This window comes from Pseudomonas sp. PS02288 (assembly GCF_029959715.1).
In the GTDB taxonomy this organism is placed as follows: domain Bacteria; phylum Pseudomonadota; class Gammaproteobacteria; order Pseudomonadales; family Pseudomonadaceae; genus Pseudomonas_O; species Pseudomonas_O kuykendallii.
On sequence record NZ_JASCPA010000015.1, the window covers coordinates 54,291 to 74,361 of the forward strand.

The following is a 20,071-nucleotide window of genomic DNA, read 5'->3' on the forward strand; positions in this document are numbered from 1 at the left end:
CGGCCACTGGGTCGGCGACGCTATTTTCGTATGGGGACACCATGGCTCGAATTCTGATTGTTGATGACTCTCCTACCGAGATGTACAAGCTCACCGCCATGCTCGAAAAGCACGGCCATGAGGTCCTGAAGGCCGAGAATGGCGCGGACGGCGTGGCCCTGGCGCGCCAGGAGAAGCCGGACGTGGTGCTGATGGACATCGTCATGCCTGGCCTCAACGGCTTCCAGGCGACCCGCCAGCTGTCCAAGGATGCCGACACCAGTCACATCCCGGTGATCATCGTCACCACCAAGGACCAGGAAACCGACAAGGTCTGGGGCAAGCGCCAGGGCGCGCGCGACTACCTGACCAAGCCGATCGAAGAAGACACCCTGGTCAAGACCATCGAAAGCGTACTGGCCGGCTGATGCCGGCCCCTTCCCTCAGCAGCTGACAAGGTCAGGCCGGCATGGCGGACGCGCGCGCTCCCTTTGAGCTCCTTCTCGAGATCGATCAGCGCTGTCGCGCGCTGGCCGTGGGCCTGCCTTCGCAGCAGGAAGCCGTACAAAGCTGGGGCGGCATCGGTTTTCGCATGGGCGAGCAGCATTTCGTGGCGCCGATGGGGGAGATCGGCGAGGTGCTGCACGAGCCCCGGCACACCCTGTTGCCCGGTGTGAAACCTTGGGTGAAAGGAGTGGCCAACGTGCGTGGACGGCTGTTGCCGATCATGGACCTCTGCGGGTTTCTCGGCAGCGAGCTGTCACCCCTGCGCAAGCAGCGGCGGGTGCTGGTGGTGGAGCATCAGGACGTGTTCGCCGGGCTGATCGTCGACGAAGTCTTCGGCATGCAGCATTTTTCGGTGGATACCTTTGACGAGCGCCTGCCCGGGGTAGGCGAGGCAGTGCGACCCTTCATCCATGGCGTGTTCCAGCGCGAGCGGGAGTGGCTGGTGTTCAGCCCCCATGCGCTGGCGCGCCACCCGGGTTTTCTCGACGTCTCGGTGTGACAGTTTTTGGTGGGCCGGCGCTGCCGGCTCTTTTGATGTGTATGGGAATCTAGATCGGCGGTAGGTCCAGGCGGGGGCCAGTTATGAGCAAACAGAGCGGTAATCTTCTCGCGGGTATGCGCAGCAGCAAGCTGATCGGCGGCCTCTTCATAGTCCTGATCGTCTCCATCGTGCTGCTGTTCGCCAACTTCGCCTACCTCAGCACGCAGACCAACAACGACACCGAGTACCTCGGCCATGCCGGCGAGCTACGCGTGCTGTCCCAGCGGATCGCCAAGAACGCCACCGAAGCGGCGGCGGGTACCGTCGAAGCCTTCGCCCTGCTGAAGGACGCGCGCAACGACTTCGAGAGGCGCTGGGGCTACCTGCGTGATGGCGACGGCGCCGGGCTTCCGGGTGCGCCGCCCGCCGTGCAGGCGCAGATGGCCGCCGTGCAGCAGGACTGGGACAGCCTGCGGCAGAACTCCGACGCGATCATCGCCTCCGAACAGACCGTTCTTTCCCTGCACCAAGTAGCGGCGACCCTCGCTGAGACCATCCCGCAGCTGCAGGTCGAGTACGAGGAAGTCGTCGATATCCTGCTCAAGAGCGGCGCGCCCGCGGCCCAGGTCTCGGTGGCGCAGCGGCAGTCGCTGCTGGCAGAACGTATCCTCGGTTCGGTAAACAAGGTGCTCGCCGGCGACGCCGATTCGGTGCAGGCCGCCGACATGTTCGGTCGCGATGCCAACCTGTTCGGTCGGGTGCACACGGCGATGCTCGAAGGCAACCCGTCGATGAACATCGCCAAGGTCAGCGATGCCGCGGCGCGGGAGCGCCTGGGGGAGATTTCCGAGCTGTTCGAGTTCGTCTCCGGCTCGGTGGACGAGATTCTCGAAACCTCGCCGGAACTGTTCCAGGTCCGCGAATCCGCCAACACCATCTTCACCGTGTCGCAGACCCTGCTGGAAAAAGCCTCGGCGCTGACCGATGGCTTCAACTCCCTGGCCGAAGGCCGCTCCGTCAACACCCTCGCCGGTTACCTCCTTGGCGCGCTGGTGCTGGGCGCGATCATCCTCATCGGTTTGGTGATGGTGCAGGACACCCGCCGCACGCTGGCCGAAACCGCCGAGAAGAACGACCGCAACCAGGCGGCGATCCTGCGTCTGCTCGACGAGATCGCCGACCTCGCCGACGGCGATCTAACGGTGACCGCGACGGTGACCGAGGACTTCACCGGCGCCATTGCCGACTCGATCAACTACTCCATCGACCAGCTCCGCGACCTGGTCGAAACGATCAACCTGACCGCCGTCCAGGTGGCCGCGGCCGCCCAGGAAACCCAGGCCACGGCGATGCACCTGGCCGAGGCGTCGGAGCACCAGGCGCAGGAAATCGCCGGGGCCTCCGCGGCGATCAACGAGATGGCGGTGTCCATCGACCAGGTATCCGCGAACGCCTCCGAGTCCACTGCGGTTGCGGAGCGCTCCGTGGCGATTGCCAACAAGGGCAACGAGGTGGTGCACAACACCATCACCGGGATGGACAACATCCGCGAGCAGATCCAGGACACCTCGAAGCGGATCAAGCGCCTCGGTGAGTCGTCCCAGGAGATCGGCGACATCGTCAGCCTGATCAACGACATTGCCGACCAGACCAACATCCTTGCCCTCAACGCCGCGATCCAGGCCTCCATGGCCGGCGACGCGGGCCGCGGCTTCGCCGTGGTGGCGGACGAAGTACAGCGCCTTGCGGAGCGCTCCTCGGGCGCAACCAAGCAGATCGAGGCGCTGGTGAAGACGATTCAGACCGACACCAACGAGGCGGTCATCTCGATGGAGCAGACCACCTCCGAAGTGGTCCGCGGCGCCCGCCTGGCGCAGGACGCCGGGGTTGCCCTGGAAGAGATCGAGAAGGTATCCAAGACCCTCGCGGCGCTGATCCAGAACATCTCCAACGCCGCCCGTCAGCAGGCTTCGTCGGCCGGCCACATTTCCAACACCATGAACGTGATCCAGGAGATCACCTCGCAGACCTCCGCCGGTACCACCGCCACCGCGCGCAGCATCGGAAACCTGGCGAAGATGGCCAGCGAGATGCGTCGGTCGGTGTCCGGCTTCACCCTGCCGGAAGCAGCGGAGCAGGCCTGAGTGGGGCAGCGTCGACCGCCCGCCTGGGTGGCCGACGGAGGCGAAGGTCCATGAGTGAGGGGCAGGGTATGCAGCCAAGTGGCGTCTGGGCCTTGAAACCCCTGGCGGAGATGTCGGCAGCGGAATTCCATGATTGGCGAACGCTGCTGGAAACGCGCACCGGCCTGGTGATCAACGAAGGGCGGCAGGTGTTCCTGCAAACCAATCTGAGCGCACGCATGCGCGAACTCGGTATCGACGATTACACCAGCTACTACCGTCAGGTCGTCGAAGGCCCGCGCGGGGCGGTGGAGTGGTCGAAGCTGCTGGATCATCTGACGATTCAGGAAACCCGCTTCTTCCGCCATCGGCCGTCGTTCGATCTGCTCGACCGCTACCTGCGCGAGCGGCTCGAGCGGCAGGGCATGCCGTCGGCCTGGGCGCTGTGGAGCGTGGGTTGTTCGACGGGCGAGGAGCCGTATTCACTGGCGATCGCCGCCGCCGAGGTGCTGCACGACAGCCCGTGGCCCGAGCATTTTGGCGTGACCGGCACCGATATAAGTCTCAGCGCTCTGAGCAGGGCGCGCGAGGCCCACTACGACCTACGTCGGCTCGAGCCGATGGACGACGAGCGTCGCGAGCGCTACTTCGACCGTCGGGGCGACGGACGCTACGAGATTTCCGCCGAACTGGCGGATCGCGTCTGTTGCGCACGGCTCAATGTGCTGGAATTGTCCAAGGCGCCGATGTCGGGCATGGACGTCATTTTCTGTCAGAACCTGCTGATCTATTTCCGCCGCTGGCGCCGCCGCGAAATCCTCAACCGGCTGGCCGAGCGCCTCGCACCGGGCGGCCTGCTGGTGGTCGGGGTCGGTGAGGTGGCGGGTTGGCAGCATCCGGACCTGGTGCCTGTGGCCGACGAGCAGGTTCTGGCTTTTACCCGTAGGGGTAACACACGCGTATGACTGGAGTGGCTATGGGTGATCGGCACGATTATGTCGCCCTGGAGTGGGTCAAGGGCGAAATCGCCGAAACGCTGAAGCAGGCGCGTCAGGCGCTGGAGGCGTTCGTCGAGAATCCGCAGGATTCCACGCGCATGAGTTTCTGCCTGACCTATGTGCATCAGGTGCAGGGCACCCTGCAGATGGTCGAGTTCTACGGCGCGGCGCTCCTTGCCGAGGAAATGGAACGTTTGGCCCAGGCCCTGATGGAAGGCCGGGTGAACAACCAGCGCGAGGCGCTGGAAGTGCTGATGCAGGCGATCCTGCAGCTGCCGACCTATCTGGAGCGGGTGCAGAGCGCGCGGCGCGACCTGCCGATGGTGGTGTTGCCGCTGCTCAACGACCTGCGCGCGGCCCGAGGGGAAAACCTGCTGTCGGAAACCAGCCTGTTCTCGCCCGATCTCTCTGCAGCCCTGCCGGCCGTCTCGCCGGATGCCCTCGAGCGCCTGCACAACACCGAGTTGTTGCCGCTGCTGCGCAAGCTGCGGCAGATGCAGCAGGTTGCGCTGGTTGGCGTGCTGCGCAACCAGGACCTGCCGACCAACCTGGGCTACATGGCGCGGGTGTTCGCGCGCCTCGAAGGGTTGTGCCAGGGCGCTCCGCTCGGCCCGCTCTGGCAGATCGCCTCGGGCCTGGTCGAAGGCCTGTCCAATGGCGGCGTGGCCAACGGCACCTCGGTCCGTGGCCTGCTGCGTCAGGTCGACAAGGAACTCAAGCGGCTGGTCGAGCAGGGCGCCGATGGCATCAACCAGCCGGCCTCCGACGAGCTGACCAAAAACCTCCTCTTCTATATCGCCAAGGCGCCGGTACAGTCGCCGCGCATCCGCGCGCTGAAGGACCACTACCGTCTCGACGACGCGCTGCCGGACAGCGAGCTGGTCGACGAAGAGCGAGCGCGCCTGGCCGGTCCCGACCGCGACGCGATGCGCTCCGTGGTCGCCGCCCTGTGCGAGGAGCTGGTGCGGGTCAAGGACAGCCTCGACCTGTTCGTCCGCAGCGACCGCAGCGGCGTCGCCGAGCTCGACGGCCTGCGGGCCCCGCTGAAGCAGATCGCCGACACCCTGGCGATGCTCGGCTTCGGCCAGCCGCGCAAGGTCATCCTCGATCAGCTCGACGTCGTCCATCAATTGTCCATGGGCAACGGCGAGCCGACCGACGCCGCGCTGATGGATATCGCCGGCGCGCTGCTCTACGTCGAAGCGACGCTGGCCGGAATGGTCGGGCAGAGCGATGACGGCGCGGGCGAGGAAAGCCACCTCCCGACCACCGACGTGGCGCAGATCCACCAGTTGGTCATCAAGGAAGCGCGTACCGGCCTGGAGCAGGCGAAGGACGCGATCATCGAGTTCATCGCTTCGCAATGGAACCACGAGCACCTGGCCCGCGTGCCGGAGCTGCTTACCCAGGTGCGCGGCGGGCTGGCGATGATCCCGCTGGAGCGCGCCGCCGAACTGCTGCGCGCCTGCAACCGCTATATCGAGGAACAACTGCTGGCGCGCAAGGCGGTGCCCAACTGGCAGAGCCTGGACACCCTGGCCGACGCCATCACCAGCGTCGAATACTACCTCGAGCGCCTGTCCGAAGATCACGCCGCCCAGGGCGACATGATCCTCGACGTCGCCGAGGAGAGCCTCGGCAACCTCGGTTATGCGCTGGCTCGAACGCCGATTCTCCCGCTTCCGGAGGCGGCCGAGGAGACGCCGGCGGTGCTGGACGATCCGCTTGACGAAATCGAGGTCATCGCCGAGGAGGCCGATCATGCCCTCGACGACGAACTGCTCCCCGCGGTGGAGCCTGGCGCCCCGCTACTGGTGCCCGTCCCGCTCGACGAACACTCCGAGCCGATCGACGTGCTGCCGCTCGAGCCGGGTGAGTCGCTTGACGAAGTGCAACCGCATGCCGCCCTTGATGAGGCGCCAGGCGTGCTGCCGACTGACGTCGAGCCCGAGCCCGAGCCCGAGCTGAGCGCCCTGAGCGATCCGCTGCAGGATATGGAACTGCTCGCTGCCGAAGCCGAAGAGCTGGTCGAGGACGAACCCGAACCCGCGCCGTCGGCCGGGGAGAGCGCTCCGATACGTGCCCATTTCGACGAAGAGGCCGAACAATCACCCGTCGATGCCGTTGCTCCGACGCCCGCCGAGACGGAACACTGGGACCTGGGCGAGCCTCTGCCCGAGCCCGCCGCCGAACTCGATTCGCTGTCCGCGCAGGACGCGCAGATCGAGCCTCTCACCGCGCAGCCGACCCTGGAGGTGCAAAGCGCAGACCTGCCGCTCGCTGACGCCGATCACTGGGACCTCGGCGAGCCGTTGACCGGTGGCGACGAGCCAGCCGGCGAACTCGACGCGGTGCCGGATTCGCCCGCGCCGCAGGCCGACACCGAAACCTTCGAGCTGCCGCCGCTGGACCTTGCCGCCGAACCCGCCGCGCCGGCGCTGCCCGCAGAACATTGGGATCTCGGCGAACCCGTGGCTGCTGAATCCGCCGTCGTCGACTTCAGCCTCGACCTGCCGCTCGACGAGCTGCCCCCGGTCACCGGCGCTCAGGACGAGGTGAGCCTGGAGCTGCTACCGGACGAGCCCGCCACGCTGCCGGGCCTGGACGACAGTTGGGGCCTTGGCGAGCTCACGCCCGAAGAGCCCGTCGCCGACTTCAGCCTGGACCTGCCGCTCGACGAGCTGCCCCCGGTCACCGGTGCCCAGGACGAGGTGAGTCTTGAACTGCTTGCGGACGAACCGGCCACGCTGCCGGGCCTGGACGACAGCTGGGACCTTGGCGAGCTGGCGCCCGAAGAGCCCGCCGCCGACTCCGGCCTCGACCTGCCGCTCGACGAGTTGCCTGCCGTCACCGGTGCTCAGGATGACACTACGCTGGAGCTGCCGGAGCTGAGTTTCGAGTCGTTGGATGAGGGCGGTCTGAGCTTCGACGAGCACGACATCGCCGCGCTGGAGCTGCCCGAGGTCGAGCTGCCGGGCCTGTCCGAGGCACACGCCGAGGTCGCCGAGCCGCAGGTCGAGGACAAGCCGCTGTCGATGGCCGACGTCATGGCCGCGCCGAGCCAGGCGATAAACCCGCCGGCGCGCGAAGTGCCGCCGAGTCTGCTGCCGCCGCCCGCCGACGAAGAACCGATGGACGAGGAACTGCTGGAAGTCTTCATCGAAGAAGCCGGCGAAGTCATGGAAACCATCGCCGAGTACCTGCCGAAATGGCAGGCCGACCTCGCCGACAAGGCGGCGCTCACCGAGCTGCGCCGTGCTTTCCACACGCTCAAGGGCAGTGGCCGGATGGTCCGTGCGCTGGTTATCGGCGAACTCGCCTGGTCGATCGAGAACCTGCTCAACCGCGTGCTGGACAGGACCATCGAACCTGATGAGCCGGTGCAGCAGGTGATCCTCGGCGTGGTCGCGCTGATGCCCGAACTGGTCGAGGAGTTCGCCGCCAGGGCGCAGCGCCAGCGCGACGACGTCGATCAGCTCGCGGCAATCGCCCACGCACTGGCGAGGGGGCAGACACCACCGCGTTTTAGTGACGGCCCGGACAGCGTCGCCACGTCCGCGGCCGTAACCACGGCGGCAACTTCGCAGGATGCCACTGAAGAAGCCGAGGAAGGCCTGGACCCGCAGTTGCTGGAGATCTTCCGCAACGAGGCGGACGCTCATCTGGATACCCTGAGGAAGTTTCTCGCCGCCTGCGCGGAGGAGCTCCCGCGGCCGGTCAACGACGAACTGCAACGCGCGCTGCATACCCTCAAGGGCAGCTCGCACATGGCCGGGATCCTGCCGATGGCGGAAATCGCCGCGCCGCTGGAGCGCATGGTCAAGGAGCTCAAGGCCAACCTGATTCCCCTGGATCTGGCCGAGACCGAACTGCTGCGTGATGCCGAGGCGCTGTTCCGCGAGGGCCTGGCGCAGCTGGAGACGCATCCGTTCCGCCCGATCGAGGGCGCCGATGCGCTCATCTCCCGTGTGCAGAAGCTCCTGAGCGAACGCCTGGAGGCCGCGCAGAGCGCGCGTAGCGGCGAGTCGGGCAGCGTCCGCGATCCGCAGATGATCGCGCTGTTCCTCGCCGAAGGCATGGACATCCTGCTGGACGCCTCGGACCTGCTCGATCGCTGGCACGAACACCCCGCCGAACGCCAGGAGCTGGGCGCGCTGCGCGAGGAGCTGAGCACGCTCGGGCGCGGCGCGCGGATGGCCGAGCTGCCGCAGATCGACGAGCTGTGCCAGGCGCTGCTGGACACCTACAGCGCGGTGCAGGACGGCCGCCGCACGGTCAGCCCGGCGTTCTTCCGGGAAGTCGACCTGTCCCACGAGGCGCTCGTCGGAATGATGGATCAGGTCGCCGCCGGCCAGCAGGTAACCGCTCAGCCGGAGCGCGTGCAAGCGTTGCGCGCCCTGCTCGATGAGGTCGAGCAGGTTCCTGGCGAACTGCCGTCCGCGCTCGTGGAACAGGGCGAGGAGGCCGCCGCGCAGGATGCGCAGGGCTGGGGCGAGCCCGACGGCGAGACGGTTGCCGAGGAGGCGGTCGAGCAGCGCATGAGTCACGACCTGCCGGCCGTGCAGGCGCGCGCCAGCTCGCTGGACGAGGAAATGGTCGACATCTTCCTCGAGGAAGCCGTGGACATCCTCGACAGCTCGGGCCAGGCCCTGCAGCGCTGGGTCAACGACCCGGAAAACCATCTGGTGCTGTCATCCCTGCATCGCGACCTGCACACCCTGCGCGGTGGCGCGCAGATGGCCGAAATCAACCCGATCGGCGAACTCGCCCATGAACTCGAAAGCCTCTACGAAGGGCTGCTCGACCGCCGTTACGGGGTCAGCGCCGAGCTGGTCGCACTGTTGCGCCGCAGCCATGACTGCCTGGCCATCCTGCTCGACCAGTTGAAGGCGAACCAGCCGCTGGCGGCGGCCGACACCCTGATCAGCATCGTCCGCGATTTCCGCTCCAGCGGCGCGGCCATGGCCCACGCGCATCAGCTTCCGCCATCGGAAGTGTCGTCGGAGCCGGACGCGGCACCGGAAGATGATGCCGCGCACAGCGTCGAGCCCGAAGCGGACACCGACGCGGCGCTGGTCTTCGAGGCGGCACCGGAGAACGTCCCGGCGCCCGCGCCGACCCCGAAGCCGGTGGTGGTCGAGGACGAGCGCGACTACGAACTGGTGGACATCTTCCTCGAGGAAGGTTTCGACATCATCGACAGCGCCGGCGCCGCCTTGCAGCGCTGGATGGGCGATGTCGACAACAGCGTCGATCTGGAGGCCCTGCAGCGCGACCTGCACACCCTCAAGGGTGGCGCGCGGATGGCTGAGATTCGCGAGATCGGCGACCTCGCGCACGAACTGGAATTTCTCTACGAAGGCCTCTGCGGCGGACGCCTGCGTGCCAGCCAGCCGCTGTTCGGGCTGCTCCAGGCCTGCCACGACCGCCTTGCCGACATGCTCGAAGCGGTGCGCGAGCGCTCGGCCGTGCCGGGCGGCGACGACCTCATCGAGGCGATCCGCCGTTGGCGCGCCAATCCCGACGAGCAGCTCAGTGTGCCCACCAGCGTGCACTTGCAGCCGGCCCCGAGCCCTGTCGAGGAGGACGAGGGCGCCGAGGCGGAAATCCTCGACATCTTCCTCGAAGAGGCCGACGAGCTGCTGGAAGCCCTGGAAGCCGCGCTTGGTAGCTGGGAAGACAAGCCCAACGACAGCGAGCCGATCGATGAGATGCTCCGCGTGCTGCATACCCTCAAGGGCGGCGCGCGCCTGGCAGGCCAGAAGACCCTCGGTAATCTGACCCACGCCCTGGAGCAGCGCCTCGGCGAGGCCCTGCTGCAGGGCGCGCCCTGGCCGCAGAGCCTGGTGCTGGATGTGCAGTCGGGTTTCGAGGGGTTGCAGAAGGAGGTCGACGGGCTGCGCCGGCGTCTGGCGCAGAGCGACGAGGCGGCCGGGCAGGCATCGACCGAGCCCGGCGGCGCGCTGGTGCTGGACGCGCCCATCGTGGCGGCCAGCCAGGCCTCAGGCGCGACCAGGGAGAACCGCGTGCTGCCGTTCGTCCGCCGTGCCCAAGAAGCCGCGCAGCAGGACAACGCGCGGCGCGGCCCGCAGGAGCTGGTCAAGGTGCCGGCCGAACTGCTCGAAGGGCTGGTCAATCTGGCCGGGGAAACCTCCATCTTCCGCGGGCGCGTCGAACAGCAGGTGAGCGACGTCGGTTTCACCCTCGGCGAGATGGAAGCGACCATCGAGCGGGTGCGCGACCAGTTGCGTCGGCTGGACACCGAAACCCAGGCGCAGATCCTCAGCCGCTACCAGGCCGAGGCCGAACGCGCCGGCTACGAGGATTTCGACCCGCTGGAGATGGACCGCCACTCGCAGTTGCAGCAGCTGTCGCGCGCGCTGTTCGAGTCCGCCTCCGACCTGCTCGACCTCAAGGAAACCCTGGCCGCGCGCAACCGCGACGCGGAAACCCTGCTGCTGCAGCAGGCGCGGGTCAACACCGAGCTGCAGGAAGGCTTGATGCGCACGCGCATGGTGCCGTTCGATCGCCTGGTGCCGCGGCTACGACGGATCGTCCGGCAGGTCGCCGGTGAGCTGGGCAAGCAGGTCGAGTTCGTCGTCGGCAACGCCGAGGGCGAGATGGACCGCAGCGTGCTCGAACGCATCGTCGCGCCGCTCGAACACATGCTGCGCAACGCCGTCGACCACGGCATCGAGAGCGCCGAGCGCCGTCAGGCGGCCGGCAAGCCGGCGCAGGGCACGATTCGCCTCAACCTCGGCCGCGAGGGGGGCGACATCCTCCTCACCCTGGCCGACGACGGTGCCGGCATCCGCCTCGAAGCGGTGCGCCGCAAGGCCATCGAGCGTGGGCTGATGAGCGAGACCTCGGAAATCTCCGATCACGACGTGCTGCAGTTCATCCTCGAGGCCGGTTTCTCCACCGCGGAGAAAGTCACGCAGATTTCCGGGCGCGGCGTCGGCATGGACGTGGTGCATTCGGAGGTCAAGCAGCTCGGCGGTTCGATGAGCATCGACTCGACGCCAGGCGAGGGCACGCGCTTCCAGATCCGCCTGCCGTTCACCGTGTCGGTGAACCGCGCGCTGATGGTCTATTCCGGCGAGGACCTCTACGCCATCCCGCTGAACACCATCGAGGGCATCGTGCGGGTCTCGCCGTACGAGCTGGAAGCCTATTACGCGCCCGATGCGCCGCGCTTCGAATACGCCGGCCAGCCTTACGAGCTGCGCTACCTCGGCGACCTGCTGAGCAACGGCCAGCAGCCCAAGCTGATCGGCCAGAGCCTGCCGCTGCCGGTGATCCTGGTGCGTTCGGCAGAGTATTCGGTGGCGGTGCAGGTGGACAGCCTGGCCGGTTCGCGGGAGATCGTGGTAAAGGGCCTCGGCCCGCAGTTCGCCGGCGTGCCGGGAATTTCCGGCGCGACCATCCTCGGCGACGGCCGCGTGGTGGTGATTCTCGACCTGCTGGCGACCATCCGCGCGCTGCAGGCGCGCCAGACGCACCTGTTACCGCACGGCAGCGGCCCGCTCGGCGGCGAAGTGGAAAGCGAACGGCCGGCGCTGGTGATGGTGGTGGACGACTCGGTCACCGTGCGCAAGGTCACCAGCCGCCTGCTCGAGCGCAACGGCATGAACGTGCTGACCGCCAAGGACGGCGTCGATGCCATCGCCCAACTGCAGGAGCAGAAGCCGGACATCATGCTGCTGGACATCGAGATGCCGCGCATGGACGGCTTCGAGGTGGCCACGCTGGTGCGCCACGACGAACGCCTGAAGGACCTGCCGATCATCATGATCACCTCGCGTACCGGTGAAAAACACCGCGAGCGGGCGATGGCCATCGGCGTCAACGAATACCTGGGCAAGCCCTATCAGGAATCGCTCCTGCTCGAGTGCATCCAGCAACTGGTCAAATCCCATGAGTGAGAAAGCGGCGGCGCGTATCGCCGTCATCGCCGACACCTCGCTGCAGCGTCACGTGCTGCAGCATGCGCTGGCCGGCAACGGTTATCAGGTAGTGCTGAACAGCGACCCGGCGCGCCTCGACGATGCCGCGCTGGATGCCTGCGAAACCGACCTCTGGCTGGTCGACCTGGCGCAGCAGTCGGAGGATTCCGCGCTGCTCGACAGCCTCCTCGAGCGCACCAACGCGCCGGTACTGTTCGGCGAGGGGCATGCTCCCGAACGGCATTCGGAACATTACCCGCGCTGGGAGCGCAGCCTGTTCGGCAAGCTCAAGCGGCTGATCGGCGACCCGGCGCAGGCGGTCGGCCCGAGCCTCGATGCGCTGCTTTCCGAGGCGCAGCGCCCGCCGCGCGTGGACCTGCCGCAGGCGCTGGCGCAGAGCCCGTTGCAGGCCGGCGAACCGGCGCGCCAGGTATGGCTGCTGGCCGCCTCGCTGGGCGGTCCGGCGGCGGTGAAGGCGTTTCTCGACGCCTTGCCGGGTGGCCTGCCAGTGGGTTTCCTCTACGCCCAGCACATCGACGCCGCGTTCGAGTCGCGCTTGCCGCAGGCGGTCGGCCGGCACAGCCAGTGGCACGTCAACCCGGTGCGCCCCGGCGACAGCGTGCGCTGCGGTGAAGTCGTGGTGGTGCCGATCGGCAACGAGCTGCGCTTCGACGAAGACAGCCTCATGCAGGTCTCGACCCAGAGCTGGCCCGAGCCCTACGCGCCGTCGATCGATCAGATGATGCTCAACCTGGCCCAGCAGTTCGGTCGCCATTGCGGCGTCATCGCCTTCAGCGGCATGGGCAGCGACGGCAGCGCCGCGGCGGCCTACGTGCGCCGCCAAGGCGCGGAAATCTGGACGCAACGCGCCGACACCTGCGCCTGCCCGAGCATGCCGGACAGCCTGCGCGAAGCGGGCTACTCCAGCCTCACCGGTGATCCGCGCGAGCTGGCCCAGGCCCTGGTCGCGCGCCTGGCCGAGGCACTGAACTGATGTCCGCCCAGTCCTTCACCATGTCTTACCGGAGCCCGTCGCGATGAGCCAGGCCGTCATTGAACAGAACGGCGCCGCGAGCGTCACCGGACTGCTGCTGCCGCTGACCGACCGCACCCTGCTGGTGCCCAACGTGGCGCTGGCCGAACTCATCACCTATCGCGCCCCGCAGACCCAGGCCGGCATGCCGGCCTGGCTGCTGGGGCAGATCGCCTGGCGCGACCTGCGTCTGCCGCTGCTGTCCTTCGAGGCGGCGTCCGGGGGCGAGGCGAAGGTGGTTCCGGGCGCGCGCGTCGCCGTGCTCAACGCCATCGGCGGGCGCTCCCACGTGAAATTCATCGCGCTGTTGATCCAGGGCATTCCCCGCTCGCTGAAGCTTGATGCCAGCCTGCGTCGGGCCGACGCGCCGCTGGCGCCGCTGGAGCTGGACGTGGTCGAGCTGGGCGACGACCTGGCGAGGATTCCCGATCTCGCCGGGCTGGAGCAGAAGCTCGCGGATGCCGGCTTGATCTGAGGGTAGCGAGCGTTGTGCTCGCGGCTTCCTAGCCCTTGCCGCGGGTGCGGGTCAGGCCGTGCTCGGCGTTCTTTTCCAGGTACTCGATGACCAGCCCGGCGACATCCTTGCCGGTGGTCACTTCGATGCCTTCCAGGCCCGGTGAGGAGTTCACCTCCATCACCAGCGGGCCGTGGTTCGAGCGCAGGATGTCGACGCCGGCCACCGAGAGCCCCATCACCTTGGCCGCACGGATCGCCGTCATGCGCTCCTCCGGGGTGATCTTGATCAGGCTGGCGGTGCCGCCGCGGTGCAGGTTGGAGCGGAATTCGCCGGGCGCGGCCTGACGCTTCATCGAGGCGATCACCTTGTCGCCGACCACGAAGCAGCGGATGTCGGCACCGCCGGCCTCCTTGATGTACTCCTGCACCATGATGTCCTGCTTCAGGCCCATGAACGCCTCGATCACCGATTCCGCCGCCTTCTCCGTCTCGCAGAGCACCACGCCGATGCCCTGGGTGCCTTCCAGCACTTTGATCACCAGAGGCGCGCCGTTGACCATGCGGATCAGGTCTGGCACGTCGTCCGGTGAGTGGGCGAAGCCGGTGACCGGCAGGCCGATGCCCTTGCGCGAGAGCAGTTGCAGCGAGCGCAGCTTGTCCCGCGAGCGGCTGATCGCCACCGACTCGTTGAGCGGGAACACGCCCATCATCTCGAACTGGCGCAGCACCGCGCAGCCGTAGAAGGTCACCGAGGCGCCAATCCGCGGGATCACCGCGTCGAAGCCTTCCAACGGGCCGCCGCGGTAGTGGATCTGCGGCTTGTGGCTGGCGATGTTCATGTAGGCGCGCAGGGTGTCGATCACCTGCATCTCGTGACCGCGCGCCTGGCCGGCCTCCACCAGTCGTCGGGTCGAATACAGGCGCGGATTGCGCGACAGCACGGCGATCTTCATTGGGCACCGGGAGAAGTGAGTATCTGGGGTTTGTTGAGCAGGTAGGCGTGCGCGGGATTGACCAGCAATCGACCGTCGACCAGCGCTTTCGATCCCAACAGCACGCGATATCGCATGGTTTTCCTGCAGGTCAGGGTGAATTCCACCGGCCATGCCCGTTCACCCAGAGCGAGCAGGGTGCGGATCACGTAACGGGCCTGGGCCTGGCCATTGGAGCTCTTGATCGTCTTGCGCGTCACAATTGGCGCTTCGCAGCGGTGGCGCCGCTGCACCAGCGTGCCGATGTGCGCGTTGAAGCGTACCCAGCGTTCTCCGTCGCGCTCGAACTCGCTGATCTCGGTGGCATGCAGCGCGGAGGTGCTGGCGCCGGTGTCGATCTTCGCGCGCAGGCCGACGACACCCAGGTCGGGCAGGGCGATCCACTCGCGCAGGCCGGTCACGCAAAAGGCTTCGGGGCTATCCAAAGGCGGCTCCCTCTCAGGAAGGCGGCATTCTAGTGAGCCCGCATGACAACTGCACGCAGCGGGCTTACCGTTGGTTTACCGCAGGGGACATTTCATGGTGCGATGAACGCACCCTACACAATCGGAACCCGCATGAGCGAGAAAGACGACGACAAAGTGCGCCTGGACAAGTGGCTCTGGGCGGCCCGCTTCTACAAGACCCGCGCGCTGGCCAAGGCGGCCATCGAGGGCGGCAAGGTGCACTGCCGCGGCGAGCGCTGCAAACCGAGCAAGGAGCCGAAGATCGGCGAGGAACTGACCCTGCGCACCGGCTTCGACGAGCGCACGGTGCGCATTCTGGCGCTATCGGTGGTGCGCCGCGGCGCACCCGAGGCGCAGACCCTCTACGAGGAAACCGCCGAGAGCGTCGAGCGCCGCGAACAGGCCGCGGCGCAGCGCAAGGCCGGCAGCCTGGGTGTCACCACCGACGGCCGGCCGAGCAAGAAGCAACGTCGTCAGCTGTTCACCTTCCGCGACAGCCATTGAGGCCGTTCAGTCGCCGCGGACCAGTGCCAGCCGGCGGATCATCGGCAGGCGCGCGAGCTGGGCGAACAGGGGCGCGGTGAGGCGTTCCAGGGCATGGCTGCAGTGGCTCGCGTAGGGCGTGCAGCAACCCCAGGCGATGGCCAGCAGGCTGAGGAACAGGCCGCCGACGAAGTCGTCCGAGCCCCAGTGCGCGCCGGCCACCAGGCGCGGCAGCATGAACAGCGTGGCCAGGCCCCAGATCACCAGCAGCCGCCAGCCGCGGGCGAAGAAGCTGAGGAACAGCGCCCAGAGCAGCAGCACCGAGGCGTGGTCGCCGGGGAAGCTGCGTTCCGATGCGTCCTTGAGCTCCCAGCGGTCCCAGTCCGGGAACAGCTCGCTCAGGCGCACGGCGCCGTCGATCACCAGCGACGGGCTGGCGTGCTGCCAGTCCAGCAGCTTGGCCAGTGCGGTGAATCCGGTGCGCACCAGCAACAGCAGGAGCAGGATCGCGACGAAGGCGAACAGCGCACGGCGCACTTCGTTGCCGGGGAACACCCAGCCGCGGTGCAGCAGGAAACTCAGCATGATCAGCCCGGCGGCGACATCCATCGGCCGCAGGCTGCCAATCGCCCAGGTCTTCGCCCACCAGCCACCGTCCGCCAGTGGCGTGTTGAGCAGGCGGAATAACTGGTCGTCGAAGTGGTCCCACAACAGGCGGGTCGGTTCCCACACCCAGCTGGCCAGCAGCAGGGCGGCGAATAGATGGCAAAGCAGCAGCGGCCGCATGCGCCAGGAGGCGCGCAGTAACGTGGTCATTCGGTCATCTTCCCTAAGATAAAACCCGGGCGAGAGGGTAGACCCGCGCTCAGGCCGCGCCAAGCCGCCCGGTCGGAATCTTGGATCGCCCCCGCTTTGCGCCTAGAATCGACGCCCTTTGCCGTCCCCAACCTGCGAGCGACGCCATGTCCGACTTCACTCAGCGCTTCATCTTCGACGACACCGACGTGCGCGGCGAACTCGTCACTCTCGGCGACAGCTACCAGCACGTCCTCGCCAAGCACCCCTATCCCGAACCAGTCGCCCAGTTGCTCGGCGAGCTGCTGGCGGCCGCGGCGCTGCTGGTCGGCACGCTGAAATTCGACGGCCTGCTGGTGCTGCAGGCGCGCTCCTCCGGCGGCGTGCCGCTGCTCATGGTGGAGTGCTCCAGCGAGCGCCAGGTGCGCGGCATCGCGCGCTACCACGCCGAGCAGATCGCCGACGGCGCTGGGCTCGCCGAGCTGATGCCCGAGGGCATGCTGACGGTGACCATCGACCCGCGCGCCGGTCAGCGCTACCAGGGCATCGTCGCCCTGGACGGGATCAACCTGTCCGCCTGCCTGACCAACTACTTCGCCAATTCCGAGCAGTTGCCGACACGTTTCTGGCTGTACGCCGATGGTCGGCGCTCGCGTGGCCTGCTGCTCCAGGCGCTGCCGCCGGATCGGCTGAAGGACGCCGAGGCCCGCGCCGCGAACTGGCAGCACCTGACCGCGCTGGCGGACACCCTCACCGCCGAGGAGCTGCTTGGCCTGGACAACCTCACCGTGCTGCACCGGCTGTATCACGAGGAGGCGGTGCGCCTGTTCGATCCGCTGGGTCTGGAATTCCGCTGCAGCTGCAACCGTCAGCGTTCCGCCAATGCGCTGGTCAGCCTCGGCCAGCAGGACGCGGAACGGCTGCTCGAAGAACACGGCGGCTCGGTGGAGATCGACTGCCAGTTCTGCAACCAGCGCTACCGCTTCGACAAGACCGACGTCGCCCAGCTGTTCGCCGGTGGCGGCAGTGGCGCACCTTCCTCGACCCGCCACTGATCGGCGCGGGCACCGCCTGAGCCCCGCCCGATGCCTGGCATCTGGACAAGCGGGTAGGGTGGGTGCCATAAAGGTGGCGCTGTCGTCCGTAGTGCCGTTTTGCTGGCGAATCCGGAAACTAACGGCAGCCGACGGACTCTATACGCGTCGTTGCTACCGCTTCGCTCGCCAATCACGCGCGCCCGCCGGGCTCGCGAACCACGCCAGGGCGAAGCAGGACTGCACCTGGCTAGACCTTTGAACTGCCCCCAGAACCGGTGACGACTCCGACGAGGTTGCTGCCTCTGGGCGCGATACGGACGCCAACACGAATCCAGGGAAGACCATGGTCTGCCACCGCGACCCCCGTCGTTTCTGGCTCTGCGCCGCCGCCTCGCACTTGCAGCACATCCTCTGGCATAATCCGGCACACTTTTCTCATGCTGTAGCCGGGCAAAGAGTTCACTACAGATCGTTAGGAAGCATCCGGCTGAGACCAACGAGGACGCCATGAACCAAGCCATACAAGCCGTTTACACCGACATCAGCACGTCGCAGCTGGTCGAAGAAGCCATTCGCCGCGGCGAAGGCGAGTTGGCCGCCAATGGCGCGCTGGTGGTGAGAACCGGGCACCGCACCGGTCGCTCGCCGGCCGACCGCTTCATCGTGGACGAGCCCAGTACCACCGCCGACATCGGCTGGGGCGCGATCAACCGCAAGTTCCCGGCCGACAAGTTCGATGCCCTGTGGGACCGCGTGCAGGCCTTCTCCGACGCCCAGGACAGCTTCGTTTCGCATGTCCACGTAGGCTCGGCCGAGACCCACTACCTGCCGGTCAAGATGACCACTGCCACGGCCTGGCAGAACCTCTTCGGTCGTCAGCTGTTCATCGAACCCGCCGAGTACAACCCGTCCGGCAAGGACGAGTGGCAGGTCCTGAACGTCGCCAACTTCGAGTGCGTGCCCGAGCGTGACGGCACCAACTCCGACGGCTGCGTGATCCTCAACTTCGCGCAGAAGAAAGTCCTGATCGCCGGCATGCGTTACGCCGGCGAGATGAAGAAAGCCATGTTCAGCGTGCAGAACTTCCTGCTGCCGGCCGCCGACGTGCTGCCGATGCACTGCGCCGCCAACATCGGCGAGGAAGGCGACGTGACGCTGTTCTTCGGCCTGTCCGGCACCGGCAAGACGACCCTCTCGGCCGACGAAAGCCGCTACCTGATCGGCGACGACGAGCACGGCTGGGGCACCGGCGTGGTGTTCAACATCGAGGGCGGCTGCTACGCCAAGTGCATCGACCTGTCCGAGAAGAACGAGCCGGTGATCTGGAAGGCCATCCAGTTCGGCACCGTGCTGGAAAACGTCGTGCTCGACGACAAGCGCGTGCCGGATTACAGCGACGACAGCCTGACCCAGAACAGCCGTGCGGCCTACCCGCTGGAGTACGTCGAGAAGCGCTCGCAGCAGAACCTCGGCGGCGAGCCGAACGCGGTGATCTTCCTCACCTGCGACCTGACCGGCGTGCTGCCGCCCGTGTCGATCCTCGACGAAGAGCAGGCGGCGTACCACTTCCTCTCCGGCTACACCGCGCTGGTCGGCTCCACCGAGATGGGCTCGGGCGCCGGCATCAAGTCGACCTTCTCCACCTGCTTCGGCGCGCCGTTCTTCCCGCGTCCGGCCGGCGTCTACGCCGAGCTGCTGATCAAGCGCATCCGCGCGTTCGGCTCCAAGGTCTACCTGGTCAACACCGGCTGGACCGGCGGCGGCTACGGGGTCGGCAAGCGCTTCAACATCCCGACCACCCGTGGCGTGATCGCGGCGATCCAGAGCGGCGCGCTGATCGGCGCCGAGACCGAGCAACTGCCGATCATCAACCTGCGCGTTCCGAAGGCCGTGCCGGGTGTCGAAACCCAGCTGCTCAACCCGCGCAACACCTGGGAAGACCAGAACGCCTACGACGAAGCGGCGAAGGGGCTGGCCAGCCTGTTCATCGAGAACTTCAAGAAGTTCGACGTTTCCGACGCTATCAGGGCCGCCGGCCCGCAGCTGTAAGCGGTTCCGCGTCAGGAAAGGCCGTCTTCGGGCGGCCTTTTTCGTTGGCTCAGAAACCGCGGAATTCGGCGAACGCTTCCACGGCGATCCGGCTGGCGCGCAGGGCGTTCACCGGGGCGTCCGGGTCGGCGTAGCCCAGCGCCATGGCGCAATAGATCATCTCCTGCTCGGGCAGCGCGAAGTGGCGTTTCAGCGTCTCGCGCCCCTGCGCCCAGTACTCCTGCATGCAGGTGGACAGCCCGCGCTCCTGCGCGGCGAGGGCCAGGGTCTGCATGAACATTCCCAGGTGCGCCCACTGGCCATGCCCCATGCGCGCGTCGATGACGAAGAACAGCCCGACTGGCGCGCCGAAGAATTCCAGGTTGCGGGCGAACTGACGGTAGCGCGCGGGCTTGTCGTCGCGGGCGATGCCGAGGGCCGCGTAGAGCGCCTCGCCGACCTCGTAACGGCGCTCGCGATAGGGCGACCAGAGCGGGTCCGGGTAGACCCGTCGCTCGCCGACCTCGCCCTGCGGGTTGGCCTGCAGCGCGGCGCCCACCGCGTCGATCACCGCGCGGCGTTCGTCGCCGGCGACGGCGATGACCTTCCATGGCTGCAGGTTGCCGCCGGACGGCGCATGACGCGCCACGTCGAGAAGCTCGCGCAGCAGCGCTTCGGGCACCTCGGTGGGGGTGAAGGCGCGTATCGAGCTGCGCTGGCGGATGGCGTCGCTGACGTTCATGGCGTTGCTCCGGTGGATGAACCCT

General features: G+C 67.3%; 14 protein-coding genes. 10 read left to right on the forward strand and 4 right to left on the reverse strand.

Features of this window, described 5'->3' with window-relative positions; translation table 11 throughout:
* Positions 1-41: 41 nt before the first annotated feature.
* The 7 genes from pilH to QMX85_RS08750 all read left to right on the forward strand — a co-directional run bounded on the left by pilH (position 42) and on the right by QMX85_RS08750 (position 13,542).
* Entirely contained in the window at positions 42-407 is a 366-nt protein-coding gene (gene pilH / locus QMX85_RS08720; RefSeq protein WP_090224896.1) for a twitching motility response regulator PilH, read from the forward strand.
* Positions 408-448: 41 nt separating this feature from the next.
* The gene (locus QMX85_RS08725; protein ID WP_273233762.1) at positions 449-985 is read left to right on the forward strand and encodes a chemotaxis protein CheW; all 537 of its coding nucleotides are present in this window, start codon (positions 449-451) and stop codon (positions 983-985) included.
* An 83-nt stretch (positions 986-1,068) separates the two neighbouring features.
* Positions 1,069-3,111, forward strand: coding sequence for a methyl-accepting chemotaxis protein (locus tag QMX85_RS08730; RefSeq protein WP_273233761.1), 2,043 nt, complete (start codon positions 1,069-1,071; stop codon positions 3,109-3,111).
* Between the two features lie 68 nt (positions 3,112-3,179).
* Complete coding sequence (locus QMX85_RS08735) at positions 3,180-4,055, forward strand: protein-glutamate O-methyltransferase (protein ID WP_282339928.1); 876 nt, start codon at positions 3,180-3,182, stop codon at positions 4,053-4,055.
* Between the two features lie 11 nt (positions 4,056-4,066).
* Positions 4,067-12,013, forward strand: a complete 7,947-nt coding sequence (locus QMX85_RS08740; protein ID WP_282339902.1) for an Hpt domain-containing protein — start codon at positions 4,067-4,069, stop codon at positions 12,011-12,013.
* The gene (locus QMX85_RS08745; RefSeq protein ID WP_282339903.1) at positions 12,006-13,028 is read left to right on the forward strand and encodes a chemotaxis protein CheB; all 1,023 of its coding nucleotides are present in this window, start codon (positions 12,006-12,008) and stop codon (positions 13,026-13,028) included. Before QMX85_RS08740 ends, QMX85_RS08745 begins: the two co-directional genes overlap by 8 nt.
* A 43-nt stretch (positions 13,029-13,071) precedes the next feature.
* Complete coding sequence (locus tag QMX85_RS08750) at positions 13,072-13,542, forward strand: chemotaxis protein CheW (RefSeq protein WP_090224907.1); 471 nt, start codon at positions 13,072-13,074, stop codon at positions 13,540-13,542.
* Between the two features lie 28 nt (positions 13,543-13,570).
* Here QMX85_RS08750 and rimK read toward each other — a convergent pair whose 3' ends face one another.
* Together rimK and QMX85_RS08760 are read right to left on the reverse strand one after the other, a co-directional pair.
* A complete protein-coding gene (gene rimK / locus QMX85_RS08755; RefSeq protein WP_090224909.1) occupies positions 13,571-14,476 on the reverse strand; it encodes a 30S ribosomal protein S6--L-glutamate ligase in 906 nt (301 codons plus the stop codon).
* Positions 14,473-14,907, reverse strand: a complete 435-nt coding sequence (locus QMX85_RS08760; RefSeq protein WP_175534296.1) for an ATP-dependent zinc protease — start codon at positions 14,905-14,907, stop codon at positions 14,473-14,475. Before QMX85_RS08760 ends, rimK begins: the two co-directional genes overlap by 4 nt.
* A 165-nt stretch (positions 14,908-15,072) precedes the next feature.
* On the opposite strand from QMX85_RS08760, the gene hslR reads away from it, so the two are divergent.
* Positions 15,073-15,465, forward strand: a complete 393-nt coding sequence (hslR, locus tag QMX85_RS08765) for a ribosome-associated heat shock protein Hsp15 (protein ID WP_090224912.1) — start codon at positions 15,073-15,075, stop codon at positions 15,463-15,465.
* 6 nt (positions 15,466-15,471) lie between these two features.
* On the opposite strand, the gene QMX85_RS08770 is transcribed toward hslR, so the two are convergent.
* On the reverse strand, positions 15,472-16,260 hold the full coding sequence (locus QMX85_RS08770) for a phosphatase PAP2 family protein (protein WP_282339907.1): 789 nt from the start codon (positions 16,258-16,260) through the stop codon (positions 15,472-15,474).
* A gap of 146 nt (positions 16,261-16,406) precedes the next feature.
* On the opposite strand from QMX85_RS08770, the gene hslO reads away from it, so the two are divergent.
* Together hslO and QMX85_RS08780 are read left to right on the forward strand one after the other, a co-directional pair.
* Positions 16,407-17,294: an Hsp33 family molecular chaperone HslO gene (hslO, locus tag QMX85_RS08775; protein ID WP_282339909.1), complete on the forward strand. Its 888-nt coding sequence runs from the start codon at positions 16,407-16,409 to the stop codon at positions 17,292-17,294.
* 489 nt (positions 17,295-17,783) lie between these two features.
* Complete coding sequence (locus QMX85_RS08780; RefSeq protein ID WP_282339911.1) at positions 17,784-19,325, forward strand: phosphoenolpyruvate carboxykinase; 1,542 nt, start codon at positions 17,784-17,786, stop codon at positions 19,323-19,325.
* A gap of 49 nt (positions 19,326-19,374) precedes the next feature.
* Here the strand turns inward: QMX85_RS08780 and QMX85_RS08785 are convergent, their stop codons facing one another.
* Entirely contained in the window at positions 19,375-20,046 is a 672-nt protein-coding gene (locus QMX85_RS08785) for a nitroreductase (RefSeq protein ID WP_282339913.1), read from the reverse strand.
* Positions 20,047-20,071: the final 25 nt, after the last annotated feature.

Coding starts and splice junctions, on each gene's coding strand:
- QMX85_RS08750 (WP_090224907.1), top strand. CDS start 13,072: ATGAGCCAGGCCGTCATTGAACAGAACGGCGCCGCGAGCGTCACCGGA.
- QMX85_RS08740 (WP_282339902.1), top strand. CDS start 4,067: ATGGGTGATCGGCACGATTATGTCGCCCTGGAGTGGGTCAAGGGCGAA.
- QMX85_RS08735 (WP_282339928.1), top strand. CDS start 3,180: ATGCAGCCAAGTGGCGTCTGGGCCTTGAAACCCCTGGCGGAGATGTCG.
- QMX85_RS08730 (WP_273233761.1), top strand. CDS start 1,069: ATGAGCAAACAGAGCGGTAATCTTCTCGCGGGTATGCGCAGCAGCAAG.
- rimK (WP_090224909.1), bottom strand. CDS start 14,476: ATGAAGATCGCCGTGCTGTCGCGCAATCCGCGCCTGTATTCGACCCGA.
- QMX85_RS08770 (WP_282339907.1), bottom strand. CDS start 16,260: ATGACCACGTTACTGCGCGCCTCCTGGCGCATGCGGCCGCTGCTGCTT.
- QMX85_RS08725 (WP_273233762.1), top strand. CDS start 449: ATGGCGGACGCGCGCGCTCCCTTTGAGCTCCTTCTCGAGATCGATCAG.
- hslR (WP_090224912.1), top strand. CDS start 15,073: ATGAGCGAGAAAGACGACGACAAAGTGCGCCTGGACAAGTGGCTCTGG.
- QMX85_RS08785 (WP_282339913.1), bottom strand. CDS start 20,046: ATGAACGTCAGCGACGCCATCCGCCAGCGCAGCTCGATACGCGCCTTC.
- QMX85_RS08780 (WP_282339911.1), top strand. CDS start 17,784: ATGAACCAAGCCATACAAGCCGTTTACACCGACATCAGCACGTCGCAG.
- hslO (WP_282339909.1), top strand. CDS start 16,407: ATGTCCGACTTCACTCAGCGCTTCATCTTCGACGACACCGACGTGCGC.
- pilH (WP_090224896.1), top strand. CDS start 42: ATGGCTCGAATTCTGATTGTTGATGACTCTCCTACCGAGATGTACAAG.
- QMX85_RS08745 (WP_282339903.1), top strand. CDS start 12,006: ATGAGTGAGAAAGCGGCGGCGCGTATCGCCGTCATCGCCGACACCTCG.